21 protein-coding genes and 1 other RNA gene are annotated in these 18994 nt (G+C 69.6%); 5 read left to right on the plus strand and 17 right to left on the minus strand.

The features are described from left to right. Position 1: 1 nt before the first annotated feature. Genes KF887_14060 through mgtE form a run of 3 tightly spaced genes read right to left on the minus strand, consistent with a single transcriptional unit; the run spans position 2 to position 2483 of the window. Entirely contained in the window at positions 2 to 583 is a 582-nt protein-coding gene (locus tag KF887_14060) for a hypothetical protein (GenBank protein QYK40537.1), read from the minus strand. Then, positions 583 to 1134 carry a 5-formyltetrahydrofolate cyclo-ligase gene (locus KF887_14065; GenBank protein ID QYK40538.1) on the minus strand — a complete coding sequence of 184 codons (552 nt, stop codon included), beginning with the start codon at positions 1132 to 1134 and terminating at the stop codon, positions 583 to 585. Before KF887_14065 ends, KF887_14060 begins: the two co-directional genes overlap by 1 nt. After that, positions 1119 to 2483 carry a magnesium transporter gene (mgtE, locus tag KF887_14070; GenBank protein ID QYK40539.1) on the minus strand — a complete coding sequence of 455 codons (1365 nt, stop codon included), beginning with the start codon at positions 2481 to 2483 and terminating at the stop codon, positions 1119 to 1121. The genes KF887_14065 and mgtE overlap by 16 nt, the downstream gene beginning before the upstream one ends. Before the next feature lie 136 nt (positions 2484 to 2619). On the opposite strand from mgtE, the gene guaD reads away from it, so the two are divergent. Continuing rightward, the gene (gene guaD, locus KF887_14075) at positions 2620 to 3903 is read left to right on the plus strand and encodes a guanine deaminase (GenBank protein ID QYK40540.1); all 1284 of its coding nucleotides are present in this window, start codon (positions 2620 to 2622) and stop codon (positions 3901 to 3903) included. A 168-nt stretch (positions 3904 to 4071) separates the two neighbouring features. Here the strand turns inward: guaD and KF887_14080 are convergent, their stop codons facing one another. From KF887_14080 to KF887_14095, 4 genes are all read right to left on the minus strand, one after another. Continuing rightward, positions 4072 to 4407, minus strand: a complete 336-nt coding sequence (locus KF887_14080; GenBank protein QYK40541.1) for a hypothetical protein — start codon at positions 4405 to 4407, stop codon at positions 4072 to 4074. A 9-nt stretch (positions 4408 to 4416) separates the two neighbouring features. Then, a complete protein-coding gene (locus KF887_14085; GenBank protein QYK40542.1) occupies positions 4417 to 5763 on the minus strand; it encodes an 8-oxoguanine deaminase in 1347 nt (448 codons plus the stop codon). Between the two features lie 153 nt (positions 5764 to 5916). Then, positions 5917 to 6708 (minus strand): inositol monophosphatase family protein, encoded by a 792-nt coding sequence (locus KF887_14090; protein ID QYK40543.1) that lies wholly within the window; start codon positions 6706 to 6708, stop codon positions 5917 to 5919. Between the two features lie 78 nt (positions 6709 to 6786). After that, positions 6787 to 7146 carry a helix-turn-helix transcriptional regulator gene (locus tag KF887_14095; protein ID QYK40544.1) on the minus strand — a complete coding sequence of 120 codons (360 nt, stop codon included), beginning with the start codon at positions 7144 to 7146 and terminating at the stop codon, positions 6787 to 6789. A 358-nt stretch (positions 7147 to 7504) separates the two neighbouring features. Between KF887_14095 and KF887_14100 the strand changes: the two genes are divergently transcribed. Beyond that, positions 7505 to 8467 (plus strand): NADPH:quinone oxidoreductase family protein, encoded by a 963-nt coding sequence (locus tag KF887_14100; GenBank protein ID QYK40545.1) that lies wholly within the window; start codon positions 7505 to 7507, stop codon positions 8465 to 8467. A 4-nt stretch (positions 8468 to 8471) separates the two neighbouring features. On the opposite strand, the gene KF887_14105 is transcribed toward KF887_14100, so the two are convergent. Further along, complete coding sequence (locus tag KF887_14105; protein ID QYK40546.1) at positions 8472 to 9344, minus strand: LysR family transcriptional regulator; 873 nt, start codon at positions 9342 to 9344, stop codon at positions 8472 to 8474. A 118-nt stretch (positions 9345 to 9462) separates the two neighbouring features. Here KF887_14105 and KF887_14110 point away from each other — a divergent pair, with 118 nt between their 5' ends. Both KF887_14110 and KF887_14115 read left to right on the plus strand, forming a co-directional pair. Beyond that, positions 9463 to 9672 (plus strand): DUF1127 domain-containing protein, encoded by a 210-nt coding sequence (locus tag KF887_14110; protein QYK40547.1) that lies wholly within the window; start codon positions 9463 to 9465, stop codon positions 9670 to 9672. A gap of 128 nt (positions 9673 to 9800) precedes the next feature. Continuing rightward, complete coding sequence (locus KF887_14115; protein ID QYK40548.1) at positions 9801 to 10526, plus strand: Bax inhibitor-1/YccA family protein; 726 nt, start codon at positions 9801 to 9803, stop codon at positions 10524 to 10526. Between the two features lie 89 nt (positions 10527 to 10615). On the opposite strand, the gene KF887_14120 is transcribed toward KF887_14115, so the two are convergent. The 8 genes from KF887_14120 to gatC all read right to left on the minus strand — a co-directional run bounded on the left by KF887_14120 (position 10616) and on the right by gatC (position 17677). Continuing rightward, positions 10616 to 11110, minus strand: coding sequence for a GNAT family N-acetyltransferase (locus KF887_14120; GenBank protein QYK40549.1), 495 nt, complete (start codon positions 11108 to 11110; stop codon positions 10616 to 10618). 69 nt (positions 11111 to 11179) lie between these two features. Next, complete coding sequence (gene rpmG, locus KF887_14125; protein ID QYK40550.1) at positions 11180 to 11347, minus strand: 50S ribosomal protein L33; 168 nt, start codon at positions 11345 to 11347, stop codon at positions 11180 to 11182. Between the two features lie 111 nt (positions 11348 to 11458). After that, positions 11459 to 13879 (minus strand): hypothetical protein, encoded by a 2421-nt coding sequence (locus tag KF887_14130; protein QYK40551.1) that lies wholly within the window; start codon positions 13877 to 13879, stop codon positions 11459 to 11461. An 80-nt stretch (positions 13880 to 13959) separates the two neighbouring features. Then, positions 13960 to 14362: RNase P RNA component class A (gene rnpB, locus KF887_14135), an RNA gene on the minus strand. A gap of 83 nt (positions 14363 to 14445) precedes the next feature. Next, the gene (locus KF887_14140; protein ID QYK40552.1) at positions 14446 to 15090 is read right to left on the minus strand and encodes an N-acetylmuramoyl-L-alanine amidase; all 645 of its coding nucleotides are present in this window, start codon (positions 15088 to 15090) and stop codon (positions 14446 to 14448) included. After that, positions 15087 to 15833: a hypothetical protein gene (locus KF887_14145; GenBank protein QYK40553.1), complete on the minus strand. Its 747-nt coding sequence runs from the start codon at positions 15831 to 15833 to the stop codon at positions 15087 to 15089. Before KF887_14145 ends, KF887_14140 begins: the two co-directional genes overlap by 4 nt. A gap of 51 nt (positions 15834 to 15884) precedes the next feature. After that, the gene (gene gatA / locus KF887_14150; GenBank protein ID QYK40554.1) at positions 15885 to 17393 is read right to left on the minus strand and encodes an Asp-tRNA(Asn)/Glu-tRNA(Gln) amidotransferase subunit GatA; all 1509 of its coding nucleotides are present in this window, start codon (positions 17391 to 17393) and stop codon (positions 15885 to 15887) included. Beyond that, a complete protein-coding gene (gene gatC / locus KF887_14155) occupies positions 17390 to 17677 on the minus strand; it encodes an Asp-tRNA(Asn)/Glu-tRNA(Gln) amidotransferase subunit GatC (protein QYK40555.1) in 288 nt (95 codons plus the stop codon). Before gatC ends, gatA begins: the two co-directional genes overlap by 4 nt. A 111-nt stretch (positions 17678 to 17788) precedes the next feature. On the opposite strand from gatC, the gene KF887_14160 reads away from it, so the two are divergent. Beyond that, positions 17789 to 18202, plus strand: a complete 414-nt coding sequence (locus tag KF887_14160; GenBank protein QYK40556.1) for a VOC family protein — start codon at positions 17789 to 17791, stop codon at positions 18200 to 18202. 94 nt (positions 18203 to 18296) lie between these two features. Here the strand turns inward: KF887_14160 and KF887_14165 are convergent, their stop codons facing one another. Continuing rightward, a complete protein-coding gene (locus KF887_14165; GenBank protein ID QYK40557.1) occupies positions 18297 to 18941 on the minus strand; it encodes a ceramidase domain-containing protein in 645 nt (214 codons plus the stop codon). Positions 18942 to 18994: the final 53 nt, after the last annotated feature.

Genomic DNA, 18994 nt, shown 5'->3' on the forward strand with positions numbered 1-18994 from the left:
GCTACTCGATCCGCACCGCCCGGAATTCCTGGCGGATCGCCGGTTGCCCGCCGCCCTTGGGGCGGGTCGTCACGCTGCGGAACACGATCAGGGTCTCGGGGTCCAGCTGGCGCAGCACGGTGATCACGGGCTGATCCCCGAGGGTCATCCGTGTCGTCACCGTCAGCGCGGGGTAGCGGCAGGCGCCCACCCGCGCCTCGCCCCACGCCCCCGCCTCGACCTCGATTCGCACCGGCAGCACCGCATCCCCCACGCCGACCAGAACGCCCGACCGTTCGAACCGCGCTCCCGGCACCAGAGCCGCGCGCGGCGGAAGCGCCGCGCTCCAGACATGGCGCGAGGTGCCGTGCCGCGTCGTGGCGCCCAGCGGGAACACCCCGGCATGTGCGGTGGTCCGCACCGCGCCGATCTCGGGGTGGCGCGTCTCGTAGGTGATCACATCGCCGTCGCGCCGGATGTCGCGCACCACGCTGCCACCGTCGAAGGTGATCGCGCGCGGCGCCCGCCCTGCCAGGTCGAAACAGCCCGCGTCCGCCGCCGCCGCGCCGCCCGCCAGCAGCATGGCGACCGCCAGCCACCGCATCAGAACACCTGCCCCGCCTCGGTGACCAGATGGTCCAGCCGCTGGTCCGTCGCGTCGATCGGCACCGCGTCCACCTCCTGCGCGGCAAAGGCGAACCCCACCGCGATGCAGCCGCCCGCCGCGCGCAGCCCTTCCAGCGTCCGGTCATAGTATCCCCCGCCATAGCCCAGCCGGTATCCCCGGCGGTCCCAGGCCAGCAGCGGCACGATCAGGACCTGCGGCACCAGCCATCCGCCCCCGGATGGAACCATCGCCCCGAACGGCCCGGTTTCCAGCGCGCAGCCCGGCCGCCACTCGCGGAACCGCAGCGGGTTGCCCCGGGGTGGCGTCACGGGCACGCAGACCGGGCCGGGATGCGCCGCCATCGCGGGCAGCGGGTCGATCTCGGTCCGCATCGGCAGATAGCCCGACAGCACGCGGTCGCCCCATGGCGCCAGCAGCGCCGCCAGATGCGCCGCCGCCGCGCCCTGCCCCGCCGCATGCGCCCCCGCGCGCCGCGCCACCATCGCGCGCCGCAGCGCCGCCTTCTCGGCCGTCAGATCAGCAGCCATGTCGCCAGCCCCAGGAAGGAACAGAACCCCACCACATCGGTCATCGTCATCACGAAGGTGCCCGAGGCCAGCGCCGGGTCAAGCCGCAGCCGCTCCAGCGCCATCGGCACCAGAACCCCCGCCAACGCCGCGACGATCAGGTTGATCACCATCGCCAGCCCGATCACCAGCCCCAGCATCGGCCAGTCGAACACCAGCGCCGCCACCGCCGCCAGCACCAGGGCGAACACCATGCCGTTGATCGCGCCCACCGCCGCCTCGCGCCGCACGAACCGCCCCGCGTTCGACCGCGTCAGGTCGCGGGTCGCCAGCGCCCGCACCGCCACGGTCAGCGATTGCGTCCCCGCATTGCCGCCCATCGAGGCCACGATCGGCATCAGCGCGGCCAGCGCCACGATGGCCCCGATCGTCCCCTCGAACAGCGAGATCGCAAAGGCCGCCAGCGTCGCCGTGCACAGGTTCACCGCCAGCCAGGGCAGCCGCCGCCCCACCGTGCCCCAGACCCCGTCCGACAGGCTCGACTCGTCGTCGACCCCCGCCATGCGCAGCATGTCCTCCTCATGCTCCTCGTCCAGCACGTTCATCGCGTCGTCGATGGTGATCACCCCGACCAGCCGTCCGGCCTCGTCCACCACCGGGCAGGAAATCAGGTGGTACTGGTTGAACAGATAGGCCACGTCCGTCTCGCTGTCGGTCGCGGTGACGGTGCGGAAACTGTCCTCGGTGATCGCCTGCAGGGCCACCTCCCGGCGCGACGACAGGATGCGGCCCAGCGTGACATAGCCCGCCGGATGCATCCGGGGATCGACCAGGATGACGTGATAGAACTGGTCGGGCAGGGTTTCGGCGGCCCGCAGGTGGTCGATGGTCTCGCCCACCGTCCAGTGCGACGGCGCCACCACCACCTCGCGCTGCATCAGGCGCCCGGCGGAGTATTCGGGATAGGACAGCGCCTGTTCCACCGCGACCCGGTCGGCGGCATCCAGCGCCGCCAGCAGACCGGCGCGCTCCTCGCTCTCCATGTCCTCCAGGATGTCCACCACGTCGTCGGTATCGAGATCGCGCACCGCGTCGGCCAGCACCGTGGCAGGCAGCGCGTCGATCACCTCCTCGCGGATCGCCTCATCCAGTTCCGACAGCACGTCGCCGTCGATCTCACCCGACCACAGCGCCAGGAACCTGCGCCGGTCCGCCGGGCCGATCTGCTCCAGAAGGTCGGCGATATCGGCCGGATGCAGCGGCTCCAGCAGCGCCGACAGCGCCTGCGCATCCTGCGCCTCGACCGCCGCCAGCACCATCTCCACGCGCCGGGGGTCCAGCATCCGGTCGTCATGCGCGGTGTCCGCCATGCCACTCTCCCCTGTCCACAGTTGCCGGATTGCCCGAGCCTAGCGAAAGGTGTTTCGGAAAAACAGGGTGGTGGGGGAAATTTACGCGCCCGCAGAAACGCCCTAGCCTGTGCCGCGAAACCACGGGGGCGCGCGCATGACGGACGATCTGATCCTTGGCCAGGTGCTGACCTTCGATGCCGATCCCTTCGCGGCGGGCATCGGCGCCGCGCGCCACTGGTCGCGGGGCGGCGTGCTGGTCCGCGCCGGCCGCATCGCGGCGGTGGGCGACGGCGCGGACCTGCGCGCGGCGAATCCCGGCGCCCGCGTCACCGACTATGGCACCGCCCTGGTCTCGGCGGGGTTCGTCGATGCCCATGTCCACTATCCGCAGACCGCCATCATCGCCTCATGGGGCAAGCGGCTGATCGACTGGCTGAACCTCTACACCTTCCCCGAGGAGATGCGGCTGGCCGATCCGGCCTATGCCGACACCATCGCCGCCCGATACTGCGACCTGGCGCTGGCGCATGGCACCACCTCGTTCTGCACCTATGCCACGATCCATCCGGCCAGCGTCGACGCGATCTTTTCCGCCGCCCGCAGCCGGGGACAGCGCATCTGGGCGGGCAAGACCTGCATGGATCGCAACGCCCCCCCCGGGCTCTGCGACACCGCGCAATCGGCCTATGAAGACAGCCGCGCCCTGCTGGAGAAATGGCACGGCACCGACCGGCTGTCCTATGTGATCACACCGCGTTTCTCGCCCACCTCGACGCCAGAGCAACTGGCCGCCCTCGGCACGCTCTGGCGCGAATATCCGCACTGCCTGATGCAGACCCATCTGTCCGAGCAGACCGACGAGATCGAGTGGGTGCGCAGCCTGTTCCCGCAGTCGCGCGACTATCTCGACACCTACGAGGCGCAGGGCCTGCTGCGCGAAGGCGCGCTCTACGGCCATGCCATCCACCTGACCGCCCGCGAGAAGTCGCGCCTGGCCGAGGCGGGCGCCAGCCTGATCCATTGCCCGACCTCGAACACCTTCATCGGATCGGGCCTGTTCGACATGGGCCTGGCCCGCAGCCTGCGCGTCGGGCTGGCCACCGATACGGGGGGCGGCTCGTCCTTTTCGATGCTGCGCACCATGGCCGCCGCCTATGAGGTCGCGCAACTGCGCGGCCAGTCGCTGCACCCGGCGGAACTCTGGTGGCTGGCGACCGCCGGTTCCGCCCGCGCCCTGCACGCGGATGACCGCATCGGCACCATCGCCCCGGGGATGGAGGCCGACCTGACCGTGATCGACCTCGCCTCGACCCCGGCCATCGCCCAGGCCTCGGCGCGGGCCGAGACGCTGTGGCAGGCGCTCTTTCCCACCATCATGATGGGCGACGACCGGGCGATCCGCGCCGTCTGGGTGAACGGGCAGCCCGTCGCCCGCTGAACCCCGAATCGCCCGCCGCCGCCGCCCCGTTGCGTGGTGAACGCGCCGAACGTCCCGACAGTGTCGGGACGGATGCCATACGCGGAACCGACGGCGGCCGGACGGCCGCCACCCCCGGGCCCGCCGCCAGTCGCGCCGGTTAAGTCAGCGTTCGCAATGGGTTGCGGGTCAGGATTCGAGCATATCCCAGCCATCGGGCCAGAACTCGAACCGCAGCGCGATCTCCGTCGCCTCGCGCTCCTTGGCCCAGATCGCCTCGGCCGTCACCGGCATCGGCCCGAAGGCGGCATCGACCATGCCTTCGTCCTCGTCCCACTCCGGGGCAAAGCCCTTGGCCCGCAACGCCGCCTCGAACCCGGCCCAGTCCGGCTCGACGTTCTCGGCGATGAACAGGAAATGCACGACCGCGCGCGTCGGCAGATCGGACATCTCGCCAAGTTCGGCAAAGGTTTCAAAGGTTTCCGCCCGCTGGCCGTCCCAGTCGTGCCCTTTGGGTTTCGCCATCTCCGCCCCCTATTCCGCCAGCCGCCGCGCCAGCGCATTGGCCCGTGCCACCAGACGCGGAAGGTCGACCGTCGTCAACGCCCCGCCCGCCACCACCTGCCGCCCCTCGACGAACAGGTCGCGCACCCGCATCGGCCCCGCCAGCAACATCGCCGCCGGATCCCACGACCCGGCGGATTCGACCCCCGACACATCCCATATCGCGATATCGGCCCGCAGGCCCGGCGCAATCGCCCCCACATCTGGCCGTCCCAGCACCCGCGCACCCCCAAGGGTTGCGATCTCCAGCGCCTCGCGCGATCCCATGGCATCGGCGCCGCGCGCCACCCGCTGCAACAGCATCGCCATCCGCGCCTCGGCCACCAGGTTGCCGGCATCGTTCGAGGCGGAACCATCGACCCCCAGCCCCACCGGCACGCCCGCATCCCGCATCGCCCGCACCGGCGCGATGCCGGACCCGAGACGGCAGTTCGAACACGGGCAATGCGCCACACCCGTCCGCGTTCTTGCAAAAAGATCAATCTCTTGCGCGTCAAGCTGCACGCAATGCGCATGCCACACGTCATCGCCCGTCCAGCCCAGATCCTCGGCATACTGGCCCGGGCGGCAGCCGAATGTCGCCAGGCTGTAGGCCACGTCCTCGGCATTCTCGGCCAGATGGGTGTGCAGCATCACGCCCTTGTCCCGCGCCAGGATGGCCGCCTCGCGCATCAGGTCGCGGCTGACCGAGAACGGCGAACAGGGGGCCAGACCCACCCGCACCATGGCGCCGGAGTTCGGATCATGAAAGCAATCCACCACCCGGACGCAATCCTCCAGGATCGAATGTTCGTTTTCGACAAGCCGGTCCGGCGGCAGCCCGCCCGCGCTTTCCCCGATGCTCATCGCGCCGCGCGTCGGATGAAACCGCAGCCCGACCTCGGCCGCCGCCGCGATCGTGTCATCCAGCCGCGCGCCGTTGGGAAAGAGGTACAGATGGTCCGAGGTCAGCGTGCAACCCGACAGCGCCAGTTCCGCAAGCCCCAGTTGCGCCGATACGAACATCTCCTCGGGTCCGAACCGCGCCCAGATCGGATAGAGCCTGCGCAGCCAGCCGAACAGCAGCGCATCCTGCCCGCCCGGAACCGCGCGCGTCAGGGTCTGGTACAGGTGGTGATGCGTGTTCACCAGTCCCGGTGTCACCACGCAGCCCGCCGCGCGCAGCACCTGCGCGCCCGGCGCCACGAGATCCGCGCCGACGGCGGCGACCACGCCGCCCCGTATCAGCACATCAGCCCCGCGCAACTCGCGCCGGTCGGCATCCATCGTCACCACGACATCGGCTTCACGGATCAGGATTTCGGTGTGTTCAGGCATGGGTCCCCCATATGTGCCACCTTCGGGGAACCGGAACCGGACGCGGGCGACAGAAGGGGCGAAGGACTCGGCACCGCGCGGGCGCAGACTACCGCAGGCCGCGCCGGGCGGAAACCCCCTTCGCCCGCCCGGGACTATCCCGGGACCGCCGCCCTAGCCTGCCGCCAGCAGCGCCAGCGCCTCGGCATGGATCGCGGCATTTGCGGCCGCCAGCACCTGCCCCCCGCCGTGGCAGGGCCGCCCCTGCCAGTCGGTGACGATGCCGCCCGCCGCCTCGATCACCGCGATCGGGGCACAGACGTCATAGGCCTGCAATCCCGCCTCGATCACCAGGTCGATCTGCCCGGCCGCAACCAGGGCATAGCCGTAGCAGTCCATGCCATAGCGCACCAGCCGCGCGGCCCCGGCCACCCGGCGGAAGGCGGCATGTTCCGCCACCGTGCCCACCTCGGGGAAGGTCGAGAACAGGATCGCCTGCGACAGCCCGCGCGGCGCCCGCGCCCGCAGCGGATGGGTGCCCATCGGCCCCGTCACCTGCGCCCGCCCCAGCCCGCCCTCGAACCGCTCGCCGATATAGGGCTGGTCGATCACGCCATAGATCGGCCCGGTCTCGTCGCAGGCCGCGATCAGCACGCCCCAGGTCGGCGTCCCCGACAGGTAACCGCGCGTCCCGTCGATCGGATCCAGCACCCAGGTCAGCCCGCTGGTCCCGGAAACGCCCGCAAACTCCTCACCCAGGATCGCATCCTGCGGCCGCCGCGCCGCCAGCACCGCGCGCATCGCCGCCTCGCATTCGCGGTCGGCCACCGTCACCGGATCGAAACGGTCATCCTCCTTGGTATCGGCGGTCAGCCCGTCAGCCCTGAAATGCCGCAGCGTCGCCGCGCGCGCGGCCCCGGCCAGTGCGGCGGCGGTGTCGATAAGGTCCTGCGCATCCGCCCGCATCCATCTCTCTCCCGGAAAACGATACGCCCCCGCGCTAGCAGCGCGGGGGCGTATCGGTCAATCCCGGGGTCCGGGCGGTCAGGCGGCGTCGGACAAAACCCGGGCCAGGTCGAACAGGCGGCGACGCTGCGCCTCGGGGATCGCGTAGTAGGACCGCACCAGTTCCAGCGCCTCGCGGTCGGCCAGCATGTCGCCCTCGACCGACTGCGGCGCCTGGGTCTCGCCCAGCCCCTCGAAGAAAAAGGCGATCTGCACACCCAGTGCCTCGGCGATGTCCCACAGGCGGGATGCCGAAACGCGGTTCATGCCGGTCTCGTACTTCTGGATCTGCTGGAACTTGATACCCACCTTGTCGGCCAGCTGCTGCTGCGTCATTCCCACCATCCAGCGGCGGTGGCGGATGCGCTTGCCCACATGGGCGTCGACGGGGTGCTTCATACTCTACTCCTGACAGTCCGGTCTGCGATACCCTCTTACAAGCAATTTCCGTGCCATTCCTGGCGGAGGCCCAGGTTTTTTTGCGAATCCCCTCCGGGGGGCAAAAACCTGTCTTTTTGGATATGTCCAATTATACAGACGAACAACAAGACGGGCTGCGGCACCCAGGGTCGCGCTCAGGTAACGCCCTCGGCACCACGATTCGCGTCATAGGTGTATTGCACCATGCATTGCAATTTGCGACGAATCGCATCTTGCAACTTGGCCCGAGGGCCTTGATCCGGCCTTGTAGCGCTGGCAGCCTGTCCTCCACGACCCGGCCCCGGCCGGTCACCTCCGGATCACGGGACCTGACAGAATGCGCGCCTACACCGTCGAATCCACCGGCCAGGCCCCCCGGCTGACCCTTGCCCCCGACCCGCAGCCCGGGCCCGGCCAGGTGGCGTTGCGGATCCGTGCCTGCGGGCTGAACTTCGCCGATCTCCTGATGATCGACGGCAAGTATCAGGATACGCCCGCCACCCCCTTCACCCTGGGGATGGAACTTGCGGGCGAGGTCACGGCGCTCGGCCCCGGTGTCACCGGCCCGGCGCCGGGAACGCGCGTCGCGGTCTTTGCGGGCCAGGGCGGGCTGGCCGATGCCGGGGTGTTCCCCGCCGACCGCTGCATGCCGCTGCCGGACAGCATGTCCTGGACCGAGGCCGCCGCCTTCCAGATCGCCTATGGCACCTCCCACCTGGCGCTGACCCACCGCGCCCGCCTGCAGCCCGGCGAGACGCTGCTGGTCCTGGGCGCGGCCGGAGGTGTCGGGCTGACAGCGGTCGAGATCGGCAAGCGGCTGGGGGCCAGGGTGATCGCCAGCGCGCGGGGCGCGGGGCGACTGGCCGTCGCGCAGGCCGCCGGGGCCGACCACCTGATCGACAGCGAAAGCCCCGGCCTGCGCGACGCGCTGCGCGCGCTTGGCGGGGTGGACGTGGTCTATGACGCGGTGGGCGGCCCCGCCTTCCACGAGGCGCTGCGCGCCATGCGGCCGCTGGGCCGGATGCTGGCCATCGGCTTTGCGGGGGGCGATGTGCCGCAGGTTCCCGCCAACCTGCTGCTGGTCAAGAACATCGACGTCATCGGGTTCTACTGGGGCGGCTACCTGCGCTTTGCGCCGCACGTCCTGAAGGACAGCCTGATGACGCTGCTGGACTGGCACAGCCGGGGAATGATCCATCCCCACATCAGCCATGTCCTGCCGCTGGTGCGCGCCGACGAGGCACTTTCGCTGCTGCGCGACCGGCGGGCCACCGGCAAGGTCGTGGTCACGATGGACTGACGCCTCAGGCCGCGACCGCCGCCGCCTCGCCGCCATAGGCGCAGTGCAGTTCCCGCAGCAGGGCCTCGGCGGCAGGCCCCTTCAGCGTGGGCGCGGTGTAAAGGCAGATCGCCAGCGACCCGAGGTCGGGCAGCATCCCGCGCGAGTCGATCACTTCGGTATCCGCGGGCAGCGCCCCCTCCAGCCGGGCAGAAATCGCCAGGTCGGCGGCCAGCGTCGCCTCGATCGCCTGCTCGCTCTCGCCGTCATAGGCCATTTCCCAGGACATCCCCGCCGCGTCCAGCGCCAGCTGCGCCGCCGGGCGGAAGATGCAGGTATCCTTGAACCCCAGCCGCAGCGGCCGCCGGTGCCAGGCCCGGCCGCCGGTGGCCCCCACCCAGACCAGGTTGCGCCGCGCCAGAACCTCGCCCCCCGGACCCGGCTGCGCCTCGGTCGTCACGATGGCGTCGAACCCGCCCCGGGCGAAACCGTCCTTCAGCAGCAGCGTGAAGGATGACGCCAGGTTCACCCGTACCCGCGGAAAGGCCCCGGCCAACCGCTTCAGGATGCCCGGGATCGCCGGATAGACGATGTCATGCGGCACACCCAGCCGGATTTCACCCTCGAACGAGGAACAGGTCAGCCGCAGCATCGCCTCGTCGTTCATCTCGACCATCCGCCGGGCATAGCCCAGCAGCTGCTCGCCCTCGGGCGTCAGCGCCATGCGCCGCGCCGCCCGCAGGAACAGCGCCACGCCCAGCATCTCCTCCAGCCGCTTCAGCTGCATCGACACCGCCGACTGCGTGAGGTTCAGCAATCCTGCCGCGCGCGTCACCCCGCCCGCCTCGGCGACGGCGACAAAACTGCGCAGCGCGGTCAGGTCCATCGTGCGGGGCATGGTTCACCTTTCGTGATGCATATCGCCACAATCATTCGTTTCACTTCTGCCACGAAACGCCGCATCCTTCAAGCATCGTGATCAGAACAGCGAAACCCATCACCGAAAGGCACGTTCCATGCTTTCCGCCCTGTCCCGCACCCGCCAGACGCGCCGCCCGCATCTGCTGTCCCGCCTTGTCGCGGCCCTCACGCTGGCCCGCAGCCGCGCGCGGCTCGCGACGCTTGACGACCACCTTCTGCGCGACATCGGCCTCGACCGCGCGCAGGCCGAGGCCGAGGCCGCGCGCGCGCCCTGGGATGTTCCCGACCACTGGCGCAAGGGTTAGAAAATTCATGCAGATTTCCCGCCGCTTTTGGCAGGCGACGGGTTGAATTGCGCGCCCCCTCTGCCAATATCTTGCGCGAAGGGTGTGCGCCCCCCGCGCCGTCCTGAAAGTTCAACCGGAGGGACCACATGGCAGAATTCCAAACCATGCGCGCCGCCACCGCGACCGGCGCGCAAGTCGCGCAGATCGACGAAGGTCTGCGCGCCCATATGAACAAGGTCTATGGCCTGATGTCGGTCGGGATGCTCCTGACCGGCGGCGTGGCCTGGGCCGTTGGCACCAATGACGCGATGCTGGGCGCGATCTTCGGCACCCCGCTCAAGTGGCTCGTGATGTTCGCGCCGCTGATCATGGTGTTCGCGTTCGGCGCGCTGATCAACCGGCTGTCGGTCGCGGCCGCGCAGCTGTTCTTCTACACCTACGCCGCCGTGATGGGGCTGTCGATCAGCTTCATCTTCGCGGTCTACACCGGCGTCTCGATCGCGCAGACCTTCCTGGTCACCGCCATCGCGTTTGCGGGGCTCAGCCTCTACGGCTATGTCACCAAGCGCGACCTGTCGGGGATGGGCACGTTCCTGATGATGGGCCTCATCGGCATCATCGTCGCCTCGATCGTGAACATCTTCCTCGGCTCCTCGGCGCTGCATTTCGCGATCAGCGTGATCGGCCTGCTGATCTTCGCCGGCCTGACCGCCTATGACACGCAGTCGATCAAGAACGAGTACATCCAGCACGCCACCTACGGCGACCAGGAATGGCTGGGCAAGGCCGCGATCATGGGCGCGCTGCGGCTGTATCTCGACTTCATCAACATGTTCATGTTCCTGCTGCAGTTCCTGGGCAACCGGGAATAAGGCGGGGGCGCCGGACAGGAAAGCCGAAGGGCCGGTCGAAAGACCGGCCCTTTTCATGTGCGGCCCGGAGCCCGCCGTCGTGACGCGCGTCACCGCACCATGCGGACCGCCGGAAAACCGATGCCGGGCGCCAGCCGCACCTCGACCTCACCCGCCACGCGAAAGCCCTGCGCCGCATAGAACGGCACCGCCGTGCGGGTGGACAGGCAGTCGAACCGTTGCACCCCCTCCGCCGCAGCCTGCGCGAAGATCTGCGCCATCAGCGCCGCGCCCACACCCTGCCGCACCAGCCCCGGGTCGGTGGCCACATGGCGGATATGGCCGACCCCGGGCTCGCCCCGCCCCTGCGGCGGCGCCAGGCTGTAGCCGCCGGCCCCCGCCACCCTGTCGCCCGCCATCACCACGAAATACCGCCCCGACGCCAGCAGCCCCGGCTGCGCGCGCGAGATCAGCGGCAGCGCCGTGACAAGCACCGAGGGCGGATAGTCATCCGCCAGCAGGCGCGGATAGCTGCGCGACAGCAGCAGGTCCACCGCCGCCAGATCGGCGGGCCGCGCCGTCCGGACCGTCAGCGAAAGGGTCATCCCGCACCCCGCAAAGCAAAAGGCCGCACCCTGCGGCGCGGCCCGTAATCCGAAGACAGTCAGGCGATCCTACTTGATCTTGCCTTCCTTGTATTCGACGTGCTCGCGCTTCACGGGGTCGTATTTCTTGACCACCATCTTCTCGGTCATCGTGCGGGCGTTCTTCTTGGTCACATAGAAGTGCCCCGTGCCCGCCGTCGAGTTCAGACGGATCTTGATCGTCGTCGGCTTCGCCATGGTCGTCTCTCCTAGCCCCGGGATGGCATGTCCACCCGGTCGAAATCCTGAAGCCCGCCTTTTACGGACGGCGCGGGCGGTGTCAACCGGGAAACGCGGCGGATTGCCCGGCTAGTCATCCTCCTCGTCATCTTCGCCGCGCGGTCTGGGCTTCTTTGCGACCTGGCTCGAAGACTTGCCCTTGGCGGATGAAAGGCGGCGCTTCTTGGCTTTCTTGTCCTCCTCGTCCTCGCTTTCGTCAAGCTCGTCCTCGTCGGAACTGTGATCCCCGTCCTTCTCGTCCTCGTCGTGATGGGTCAGAACGATCTTCTCCTGGATCGCGGCCTTCAGCGCCAACTCCCCGACCTCTGCGCAGCAGCGCGGATAGGCGGATCGGGCGAACCACAGGAATTCGTCGACCAGCTTTGCCAGCGTGGCGCCCTGCTGGTCATCCTCGACCACGCCGAAGGTCAGGAAATTCGCCGAGGCCGGATCGTAAAGCGTCAGCAGCGCGGCCTTGATCGCCTCCGCCCAGCCGATCTTGACCGTGTTCCCGTCGGCAGCCTTGAGCCTGCGTTCATAGTCGTCGAGCGTCCCGGCCGCCTTGCCCTCGCCGCGCCCGTCGCTCTTGCCCTTGCGATAGCTGACGGCGGTCGGCCGCTGGTCGACCAGCCGCATCGCGTCCTCGCCGATCGCGAGAAGCGTCTGGCTGTCCACCGGCGCGTCGCCGTTCACCGCCAGCTTCTCGCAGGCATCGCGCAGGATCTGCACCTGCTGGCGCATCATCTGCACCCGCCGCCGGTGCGTGACGGCTTCGGAACTGTCGCCGGTGTCGTCCTCTTCCTCTTCCTCTTCCTCTTCCTCGTCTTCCTCGCCGTCTTCCTCGTCCTGAATGCCGCCCCGCAGCACAGCGAGGTCGAACAGCGGCGCGTAGCCTTCGGGATCGAAGGTCCGCAGCAGGTCCTCGACACGGGCCTTCAGCGTGGATCGCCTGGGCATCGCCTCGTCGCCCTGCAAAAGCGCGTTGCTGACCGCAGCCGTCATCAGCCGCATCGCGCAGGTATGGTCGCCCATCTTGCCCGCATCCTTGAGCGAGTCGCTCGGGCGCCCGGTGAAATCCAGGCGCAGCGGTTTGCCGGGAACCTGGTCGAGCCCCACCGAAAAGCTCTCGATCTTCGGGCGCGCACCGGTCGGGCGCAGCACCGGCATGGCCGCGCACTGCTTTGCCCGGTCGGTCAGATCCGCGACCTGCAGGTCGCTGGCCAGCGTGTCCCCGTCCTCGTCGATGTCGTCCTCACCGTCCTCCCCTGCCTCCGGATCGGGGGCCTGGGCGAACACCAGGTTCGCCCGTTCGATCAGCAGTTCTCCGACCGTGGTCAGATCGCCCGCCGTTTCCTCCTCGTCGTCGTCCTCCACCAGGCAGGGGCACGCAAAGACCCGCGGATAGGCCTGCGCCATGCCCAGCACATAGGTCTCCATCGCGTGCCGGCGCGCGGTCGCGTCGGTCAACCGATGCGCGCCCCCGCGGTCAACCAGGCGGAGCATCTGCCTGACAAGGGCGTCGGCGTCCTTGCGGGACATCGGACGGCCTTCGCCATCCTCGCCCTCAAGCGGATAGTCGAGCGTACCTTCCGCCCTGGAAATCTCCGCGACCGCCCGCGCCTCGGCCTTGCCGGTGGTATCCTTGTAGCTGCCCCGCGCCAGTGTCGCCCCCGGCAGGCTGTCGCGGACCTCGATGTAAAGCGCCATGGCCTCGGACAGCGTCATGTCCCCCAGCACGTCCTCATCCTGCCGCGCGATCCCCCGGATCCGCGCGACAAGGGCCGGGTCCAGACCGTCTGGCATGCCCTCGGGGCCGAAGGCGGGAAACAGCAGCAGCCCCGCGAACAGGTGCTGCATGTTCTCCCATGCCTCGTCCTCGGTGCGCCCGTCGCATGCGCTGACCAGCGTTTCGCGCAGGGTCACGAAGGCAGTGACATGCTGCCCCTGCGCCCCGCCGTGCTTGCCGCGCGGCCGTCCCGCCAGGCTTTTCAGTTCGACGATGTCGGGCAGCCCGGTCATGCCCGTCTGGTTCCCGTCATCCTCCGGTGCTTCGGCCTCGACGAAGGCCAGCCCGATGCGGAACTGCTGCCGCTCGGGCGGGTCGATCCGATGCCATTCGTAGCCAAGCACCCCGTCCGGCACGGGCGGTGGCGAAGGCGGGGCCTTGCCGGGCTTTCGCCAGGTGGCGATCTTGTGAATCTGCTTCTGCAGCGCATCCAGCGCCTCGCGGGCTGCTTCGAGCTCGCCCTCGACAATGGCGGTGTCGGCCTCGTCCCGGTGTTCGTCCGCCGCCGCAAACAGGCTCCCTTCGGGATCGATCCCGTCGGGTGGCCAGAGGCGAAGCTGTTCGAGCACCTTGACGGTGTTCCCATACTCGATGCGCAGGACGTTGGCGGCCTGCATCGGATCGTCCACCTGCATGTCGCCGGGGTTGGTCACGGGGGCGGGTGTCATGTCCCAGCCCCGCACGGCATAGAATGCCTTGACCCATGCCTCGATCCTCGGGTCCATCGCCTGTCCAGCCGCCCTGCCCCGGTGAGGTTGCCACGGATCGGGCGCAGGGCTCAACAGGAACGATGGCGGAGGGCCGGCTGCGCGGATGGCCTGTAAGCCGGATTCTGTCCAAGGGGTTGCCCCCTCTGGATGACCATTCCTCTGCCGCACCTGTCGCCAGGGCGGTCAAGCTGCCAACCCGGGCCTCTCGGGCTGAGACGTCCCTGCGGGCGGTATCCCCGGGCTTTCGCCCCCGGACCAGCCCCGCGCGAGGCCCCTATTTGGCATTGCTCCGGGTGGGGCTTGCCGTGCCGTCCCGGTTGCCCGGTCCGCGGTGGGCTCTTGCCCCACCGTTTCACCCTTGCCCTGCATGCAGGGCGGTCTGTTCTCTGTGGCGCTTTCCCTGGGGTTTCCCCCGCCGGGCGTTACCCGGCACCCTTGTCTCATGGAGTCCGGACTTTCCTCGTGGGGTCGCCCCCCCGCGGTCATCCGGCCATCCGCGCGTCGGGGGGTCTAGGCCCTGGCGGGCCGCCGGTCAAGGGCCGCGCCAAGGGCCGCACCGGTGCACGGCCGACCGCCGCCGGTCAGGCGCCCGGTCCCGGCCAGGCGCGCAGACCTGCCGCCACCGCCCGGTCGGCGTCGCACAGCGGGCCGTGGCCCCAGGGGCGGAACCGCAGCCGGAATGCCCGCAGCAGCGCCGCCTCCGCCACCGGCGGATAGCCGAAGGCCGCCGCATCGGCGCGGAAATCGCCCGGCATCCCCGGAACCGGCCAGACCGACAGCCCCGCCCGCGCCAGCCCGCGCCAGTCGAACCGCGCGCCGGGGTCCGACTTGCGCTCGGGCGCCATGTCGGAATGCCCGATCACCCGTTCCGGCGGGATGCCCCAGCGGTCCATCACGCCCCGCAGCACCGCCTCCAGCCCGCGCATCTGCGGCGCGGCAAAGGGCGAGCGGCCGTCGTTGGCCAGTTCGATCCCGATCGAGCGCGAATTGACATCGGTCACCGCCCCCCATTGCCCCGCCCCCGCATGCCAGGCGCGCAGATCCTCGGGCACCAGGCATTCCGCCTGCCCCGCCGCGTCGATCAGCCAATGGGCCGACACCTCGGCGCCCGGGTCGCACAGCCGGGCGCGCGCCGCCGCGGCGGTCGCCATCGCCGTGAAGTGGATCACCACCAGATCGGGCCGCGCGCCCCCGCGACGGGGGCCGCAGTTGGGCGAGACGCTCACCGCTTCGCGGCGCGGAACGGCCTCGGATCCCAGCCGCAGACAAAGCCGTCCCCGTCGGGGTCCAGCCGCTGCGGATCGCGCTCGGGGCCGCCGGCGGACAGGAACGCCTCCTGTGCCAGGTCGGGCGAGGCGAACTTGCCGCAGTTGGCAAAGGGATCGCGCGACCCGAATGCGGACCGGCGGTACATCGGCGTGCCGGGCGCATGTGTCGTGCTCAGCGCGAAGGACACGATGTTCGGACCCGCCGAACCCGTCCGCGTGGGCAGCGCCGTGGGCTGCACCACCTGGTATTGCGCCCGCGCCCGGGCAATGCGCTCGGCATCGCTTTCGATGGTCTCGCGGGCCGACACCGCCGCAAAGTCCTGCTCGTCCGAAATCCCGGTGGACTGGCGCACCTCGCCGCCCTCCGGGCGGATCGTGGCGGGCGCGTCGCCGCGCGGGCGCGCCGCCTCGGCACCGATCAGCGCACCGGCCGCCGGGGCCGGGGCCGAGGGGCCGGGCGCCACCGTCCGCCCGTCGGCGCGGTCGATGGCCGATCCGATGGCGGCAGGGTCGAACCCGCCCGGCGCGGGCGTCCCGGGCACCGTGGCCGGGGGCGTGGCAACGGGCTGTCCGCTGGCCAGGGCGCGCTCGCGCTCGCGCAGATAGGCCGAATAGTCGCCAAACCCCACGCCGCTGTCGGGCACGGGGGTGGAACAGGCGGCCAGGGCCGCCAGAGTCAGAACCGCAACTACCGCTCGCATCGCACTCGCTCCGGGGCCTGCTTCACCATCCGGCCCGCTTGACCGCCGGTTCTACCACCATTTCGCAGGCTTGGCCACAAAGCCCGCGGCACGCTCCAGCACGTGGGCGTGATTGAGCAGCTCGCCCTCACCCCAGGGCCGCCCGATCAGCTGCAGTCCCAGCGGCAGGCCCTTGGCATCCAGCCCCACCGGCACCGCAACCCCCGGCAGCCCCGCCAGGTTCACCGTCACCGTGAACACGTCGTTCAGGTACATCTCGACCGGCGACGCGCTGGCCATCTCGCCCAGGCCAAAGGCGCTCGACGGCGTCGCGGGGGTCAGGATCGCGTCCACCCCCTCGGCAAAGACCGTCTCGAAATCCCGCTTGATCAGCGCCCGCACCTTCCGCGCGCGGTTGTAGTAGGCATCATAGAACCCCGCCGACAGCACATAGGTTCCCACCATCACCCGGCGCTGCACCTCGCGCCCGAAGCCCTCGGCGCGGGTCTTTTCATACATGTCCACGATGCCGTCGCCCTGCGCCAGCCGGGCGCGATGGCCATAGCGCACGCCGTCATAGCGCGCGAGGTTCGATGACGCCTCGGCCGGTGCCACGACGTAATAGGCGGGCAGCGCGTATTTCGTGTGCGGCAGGCTGATGTCACGGATCACCGCGCCCGCATCGCGCATCATCGCGATGCCGTCGGCCCACAGCGCCTCGATCTCGGCGGGCATCCCGTCCATGCGGTATTCGCGGGGAATGCCGATCACCTGCCCCCGGATGTCGCCGGTCAGCATCGCCTCGAAATCGGGCACCGGCAGGTCGGCGCTGGTCGAATCCAGCGGGTCATGGCCCGCCATCGCGCCCAGCATGATCGCCGCGTCCCGCACGGTCTTGGTCATCGGCCCGGCCTGGTCCAGCGAGGACGCAAACGCCACGATCCCCCAGCGGCTGACCCGGCCATAGGTCGGCTTGATCCCCACGATGCCGGTGAACGCCGCGGGCTGGCGGATCGACCCGCCGGTGTCGGTGCCCGTCGCCGCAAGGCACAGGTCGGCCGCAACCGCCGCCGCCGACCCGCCCGACGAACCGCCGGGCGTCAGCGGTGCCGGATCGTTGCCCCGCCGCCAGGGGTTCACCGCATTGCCGTAGCAGGACGTCTCGTTCGACGACCCCATGGCGAACTCGTCCATGTTCAGCTTGCCCAGCATCACCGCGCCCGCGCCGAACAGCCGCGCCGTGACGGTCGATTCATATTCGGGCCGGAACCCGCGCAGGATGTTCGATCCGGCCTGGCTCGGCACGCCCTTCGTGCAGAACAGATCCTTGATGCCCAGCGGGATGCCGCACATCGCGGGGGCATCGTCCCCGGATCGTCCGCGCGCGGCGATCCTCGCATCCGCCGCCCGCGCCTGATCCAGCGCGATCTCGGGGGTCTTGTGGACAAAGGCATTCAGCCCGTCGCCCGCATCCATCGCCGTCAGGCAGGCCATGGTCAGGTCGACGGCCGAAATCTCGCCCGCCCGCAGCGCGTCGCGCGCGGCGGCAATCGTCATCTCGTTGGCATGCGAAACGGTCATTCCACCACCTTCGGCACGGCAAAGAACCCCTCGCGCGCGTCGGGCGCGTTCGACAGCACCTGCGCGGGATAGCCGCCGTCGGTCACCTGGTCGGCCCGTCGCTTCAGCCGCATCGGCGTGACGCTGACCATCGGCTCCACGCCCGACACGTCCACCTCGTTCAGTTCTTCCATGAAGTTCAGGATCCCCGAAAGCTCCTGCGCGATGCGCGGCAGATCGCCCTCGTCCACCCGGATGCGGGCCAGATGCGCAACCTTGCGCGCGGTGTCGATGTCGATGGCCATCACTGCCTCCTGCCGGAACCGCGCCGGTTTAGCGGCGGCGTGCCCGCCGTGCAAGGCTGGCAAGACCGCGCCCGCCGTCATATCCTGCAACCCGACGGGAAAGGAGAACGCATGCCCCGCCCCCCGATCCTCGGCACGCTGGAATCCGTGCTCTACGCGGCCGACCTCGCCGCCGCCGAACGGTTCTACGCCGGAACGCTGGGGCTGCCCGTCGTCATGCGGCAGGACGGGCGGCATGTCTTTTTCCGCACGGGCACCTCGATGCTGCTGGTCTTCGATCCGGCGGCGACGCGCGAGCCCCCGAAACCCGGCACCCTGCCCGTGCCGCCGCACGGCGCCACCGGCGCGGGGCATTTCTGCTTTGCCGTGGCCTCGGGCGATCTGGCGGCCTGGTGCGACCACCTGCAATCCGAAGGCATCGCGATCGAGGCCCGGATCGACTGGCCGGGCGGCGGCCGCTCGATCTATGTGCGTGACCCGGCAGGCAACTCGGTCGAGTTCGCGGACGCGGCGCTCTGGGCCTGACGGCCGCGCTGCGGCGCCGCCGGAATGCCCGACGGATGCCATACGCATGCCAGACGCAGGCCAGACGTCGGCCAGACAGGGTTTTCCCGCCTTTTCAGCGCCTTGCCACCCGGTGCCGCCGCCACACCTCGATCATCCATCCCAGCATCGTGCCATTCAGCACATGCCACATGAAATGCGTCCCGATGGGCAGGCTGTCGCACAACGCCTGATCCACCGACCGGAAGGCAAGCGACGCCATCAGGATGCCCGCACCCCAGGCCAGTCCCGCAGATGTTGCGGGCGCGCGGGCCTTCAGCAACCAGCTGTAGACAAGGATCAGCACCGGCACCGGCCAGTAGAAGGCCGAGACCTCGAAAAACGGCAGCGACCGGAACACCGGCGTCAGCAGAACCGCATAGGGCACGAATCCGACCGCCGCCAGGCCCGCCACCCAGGGCCGTTGTCCCAGAAAATCCCGCGTCGCCACAAAGACATAGGCCAGGATGAAGGCGACGATGGGCAGCACGTCCATCAGCCCGGTCAGGCGATTCGCATGCGTATGGAACAGCCAGGAACCGACCCCGATCACCGCCAGCATGACGCACAACACCTGCCCCGTGACCATCCCCCGCACACGCGGCCACATGATTGCGGCTGCGATCAAAAAGGCAAGGTTCGTCAATGCGTTGATCGGTTCCGACCAGTATTCCGGCCCCGTCCGCTCGCAATAGCCGTCCACCTGCTCGAACCAGTCCACGCTTGCCTCCGTCCTCGATCGCACTTCTTCTAGCGCGACAAGGCAAGGAGGAC

The organism is Paracoccaceae bacterium (assembly GCA_019454225.1).
In the GTDB taxonomy this organism is placed as follows: domain Bacteria; phylum Pseudomonadota; class Alphaproteobacteria; order Rhodobacterales; family Rhodobacteraceae.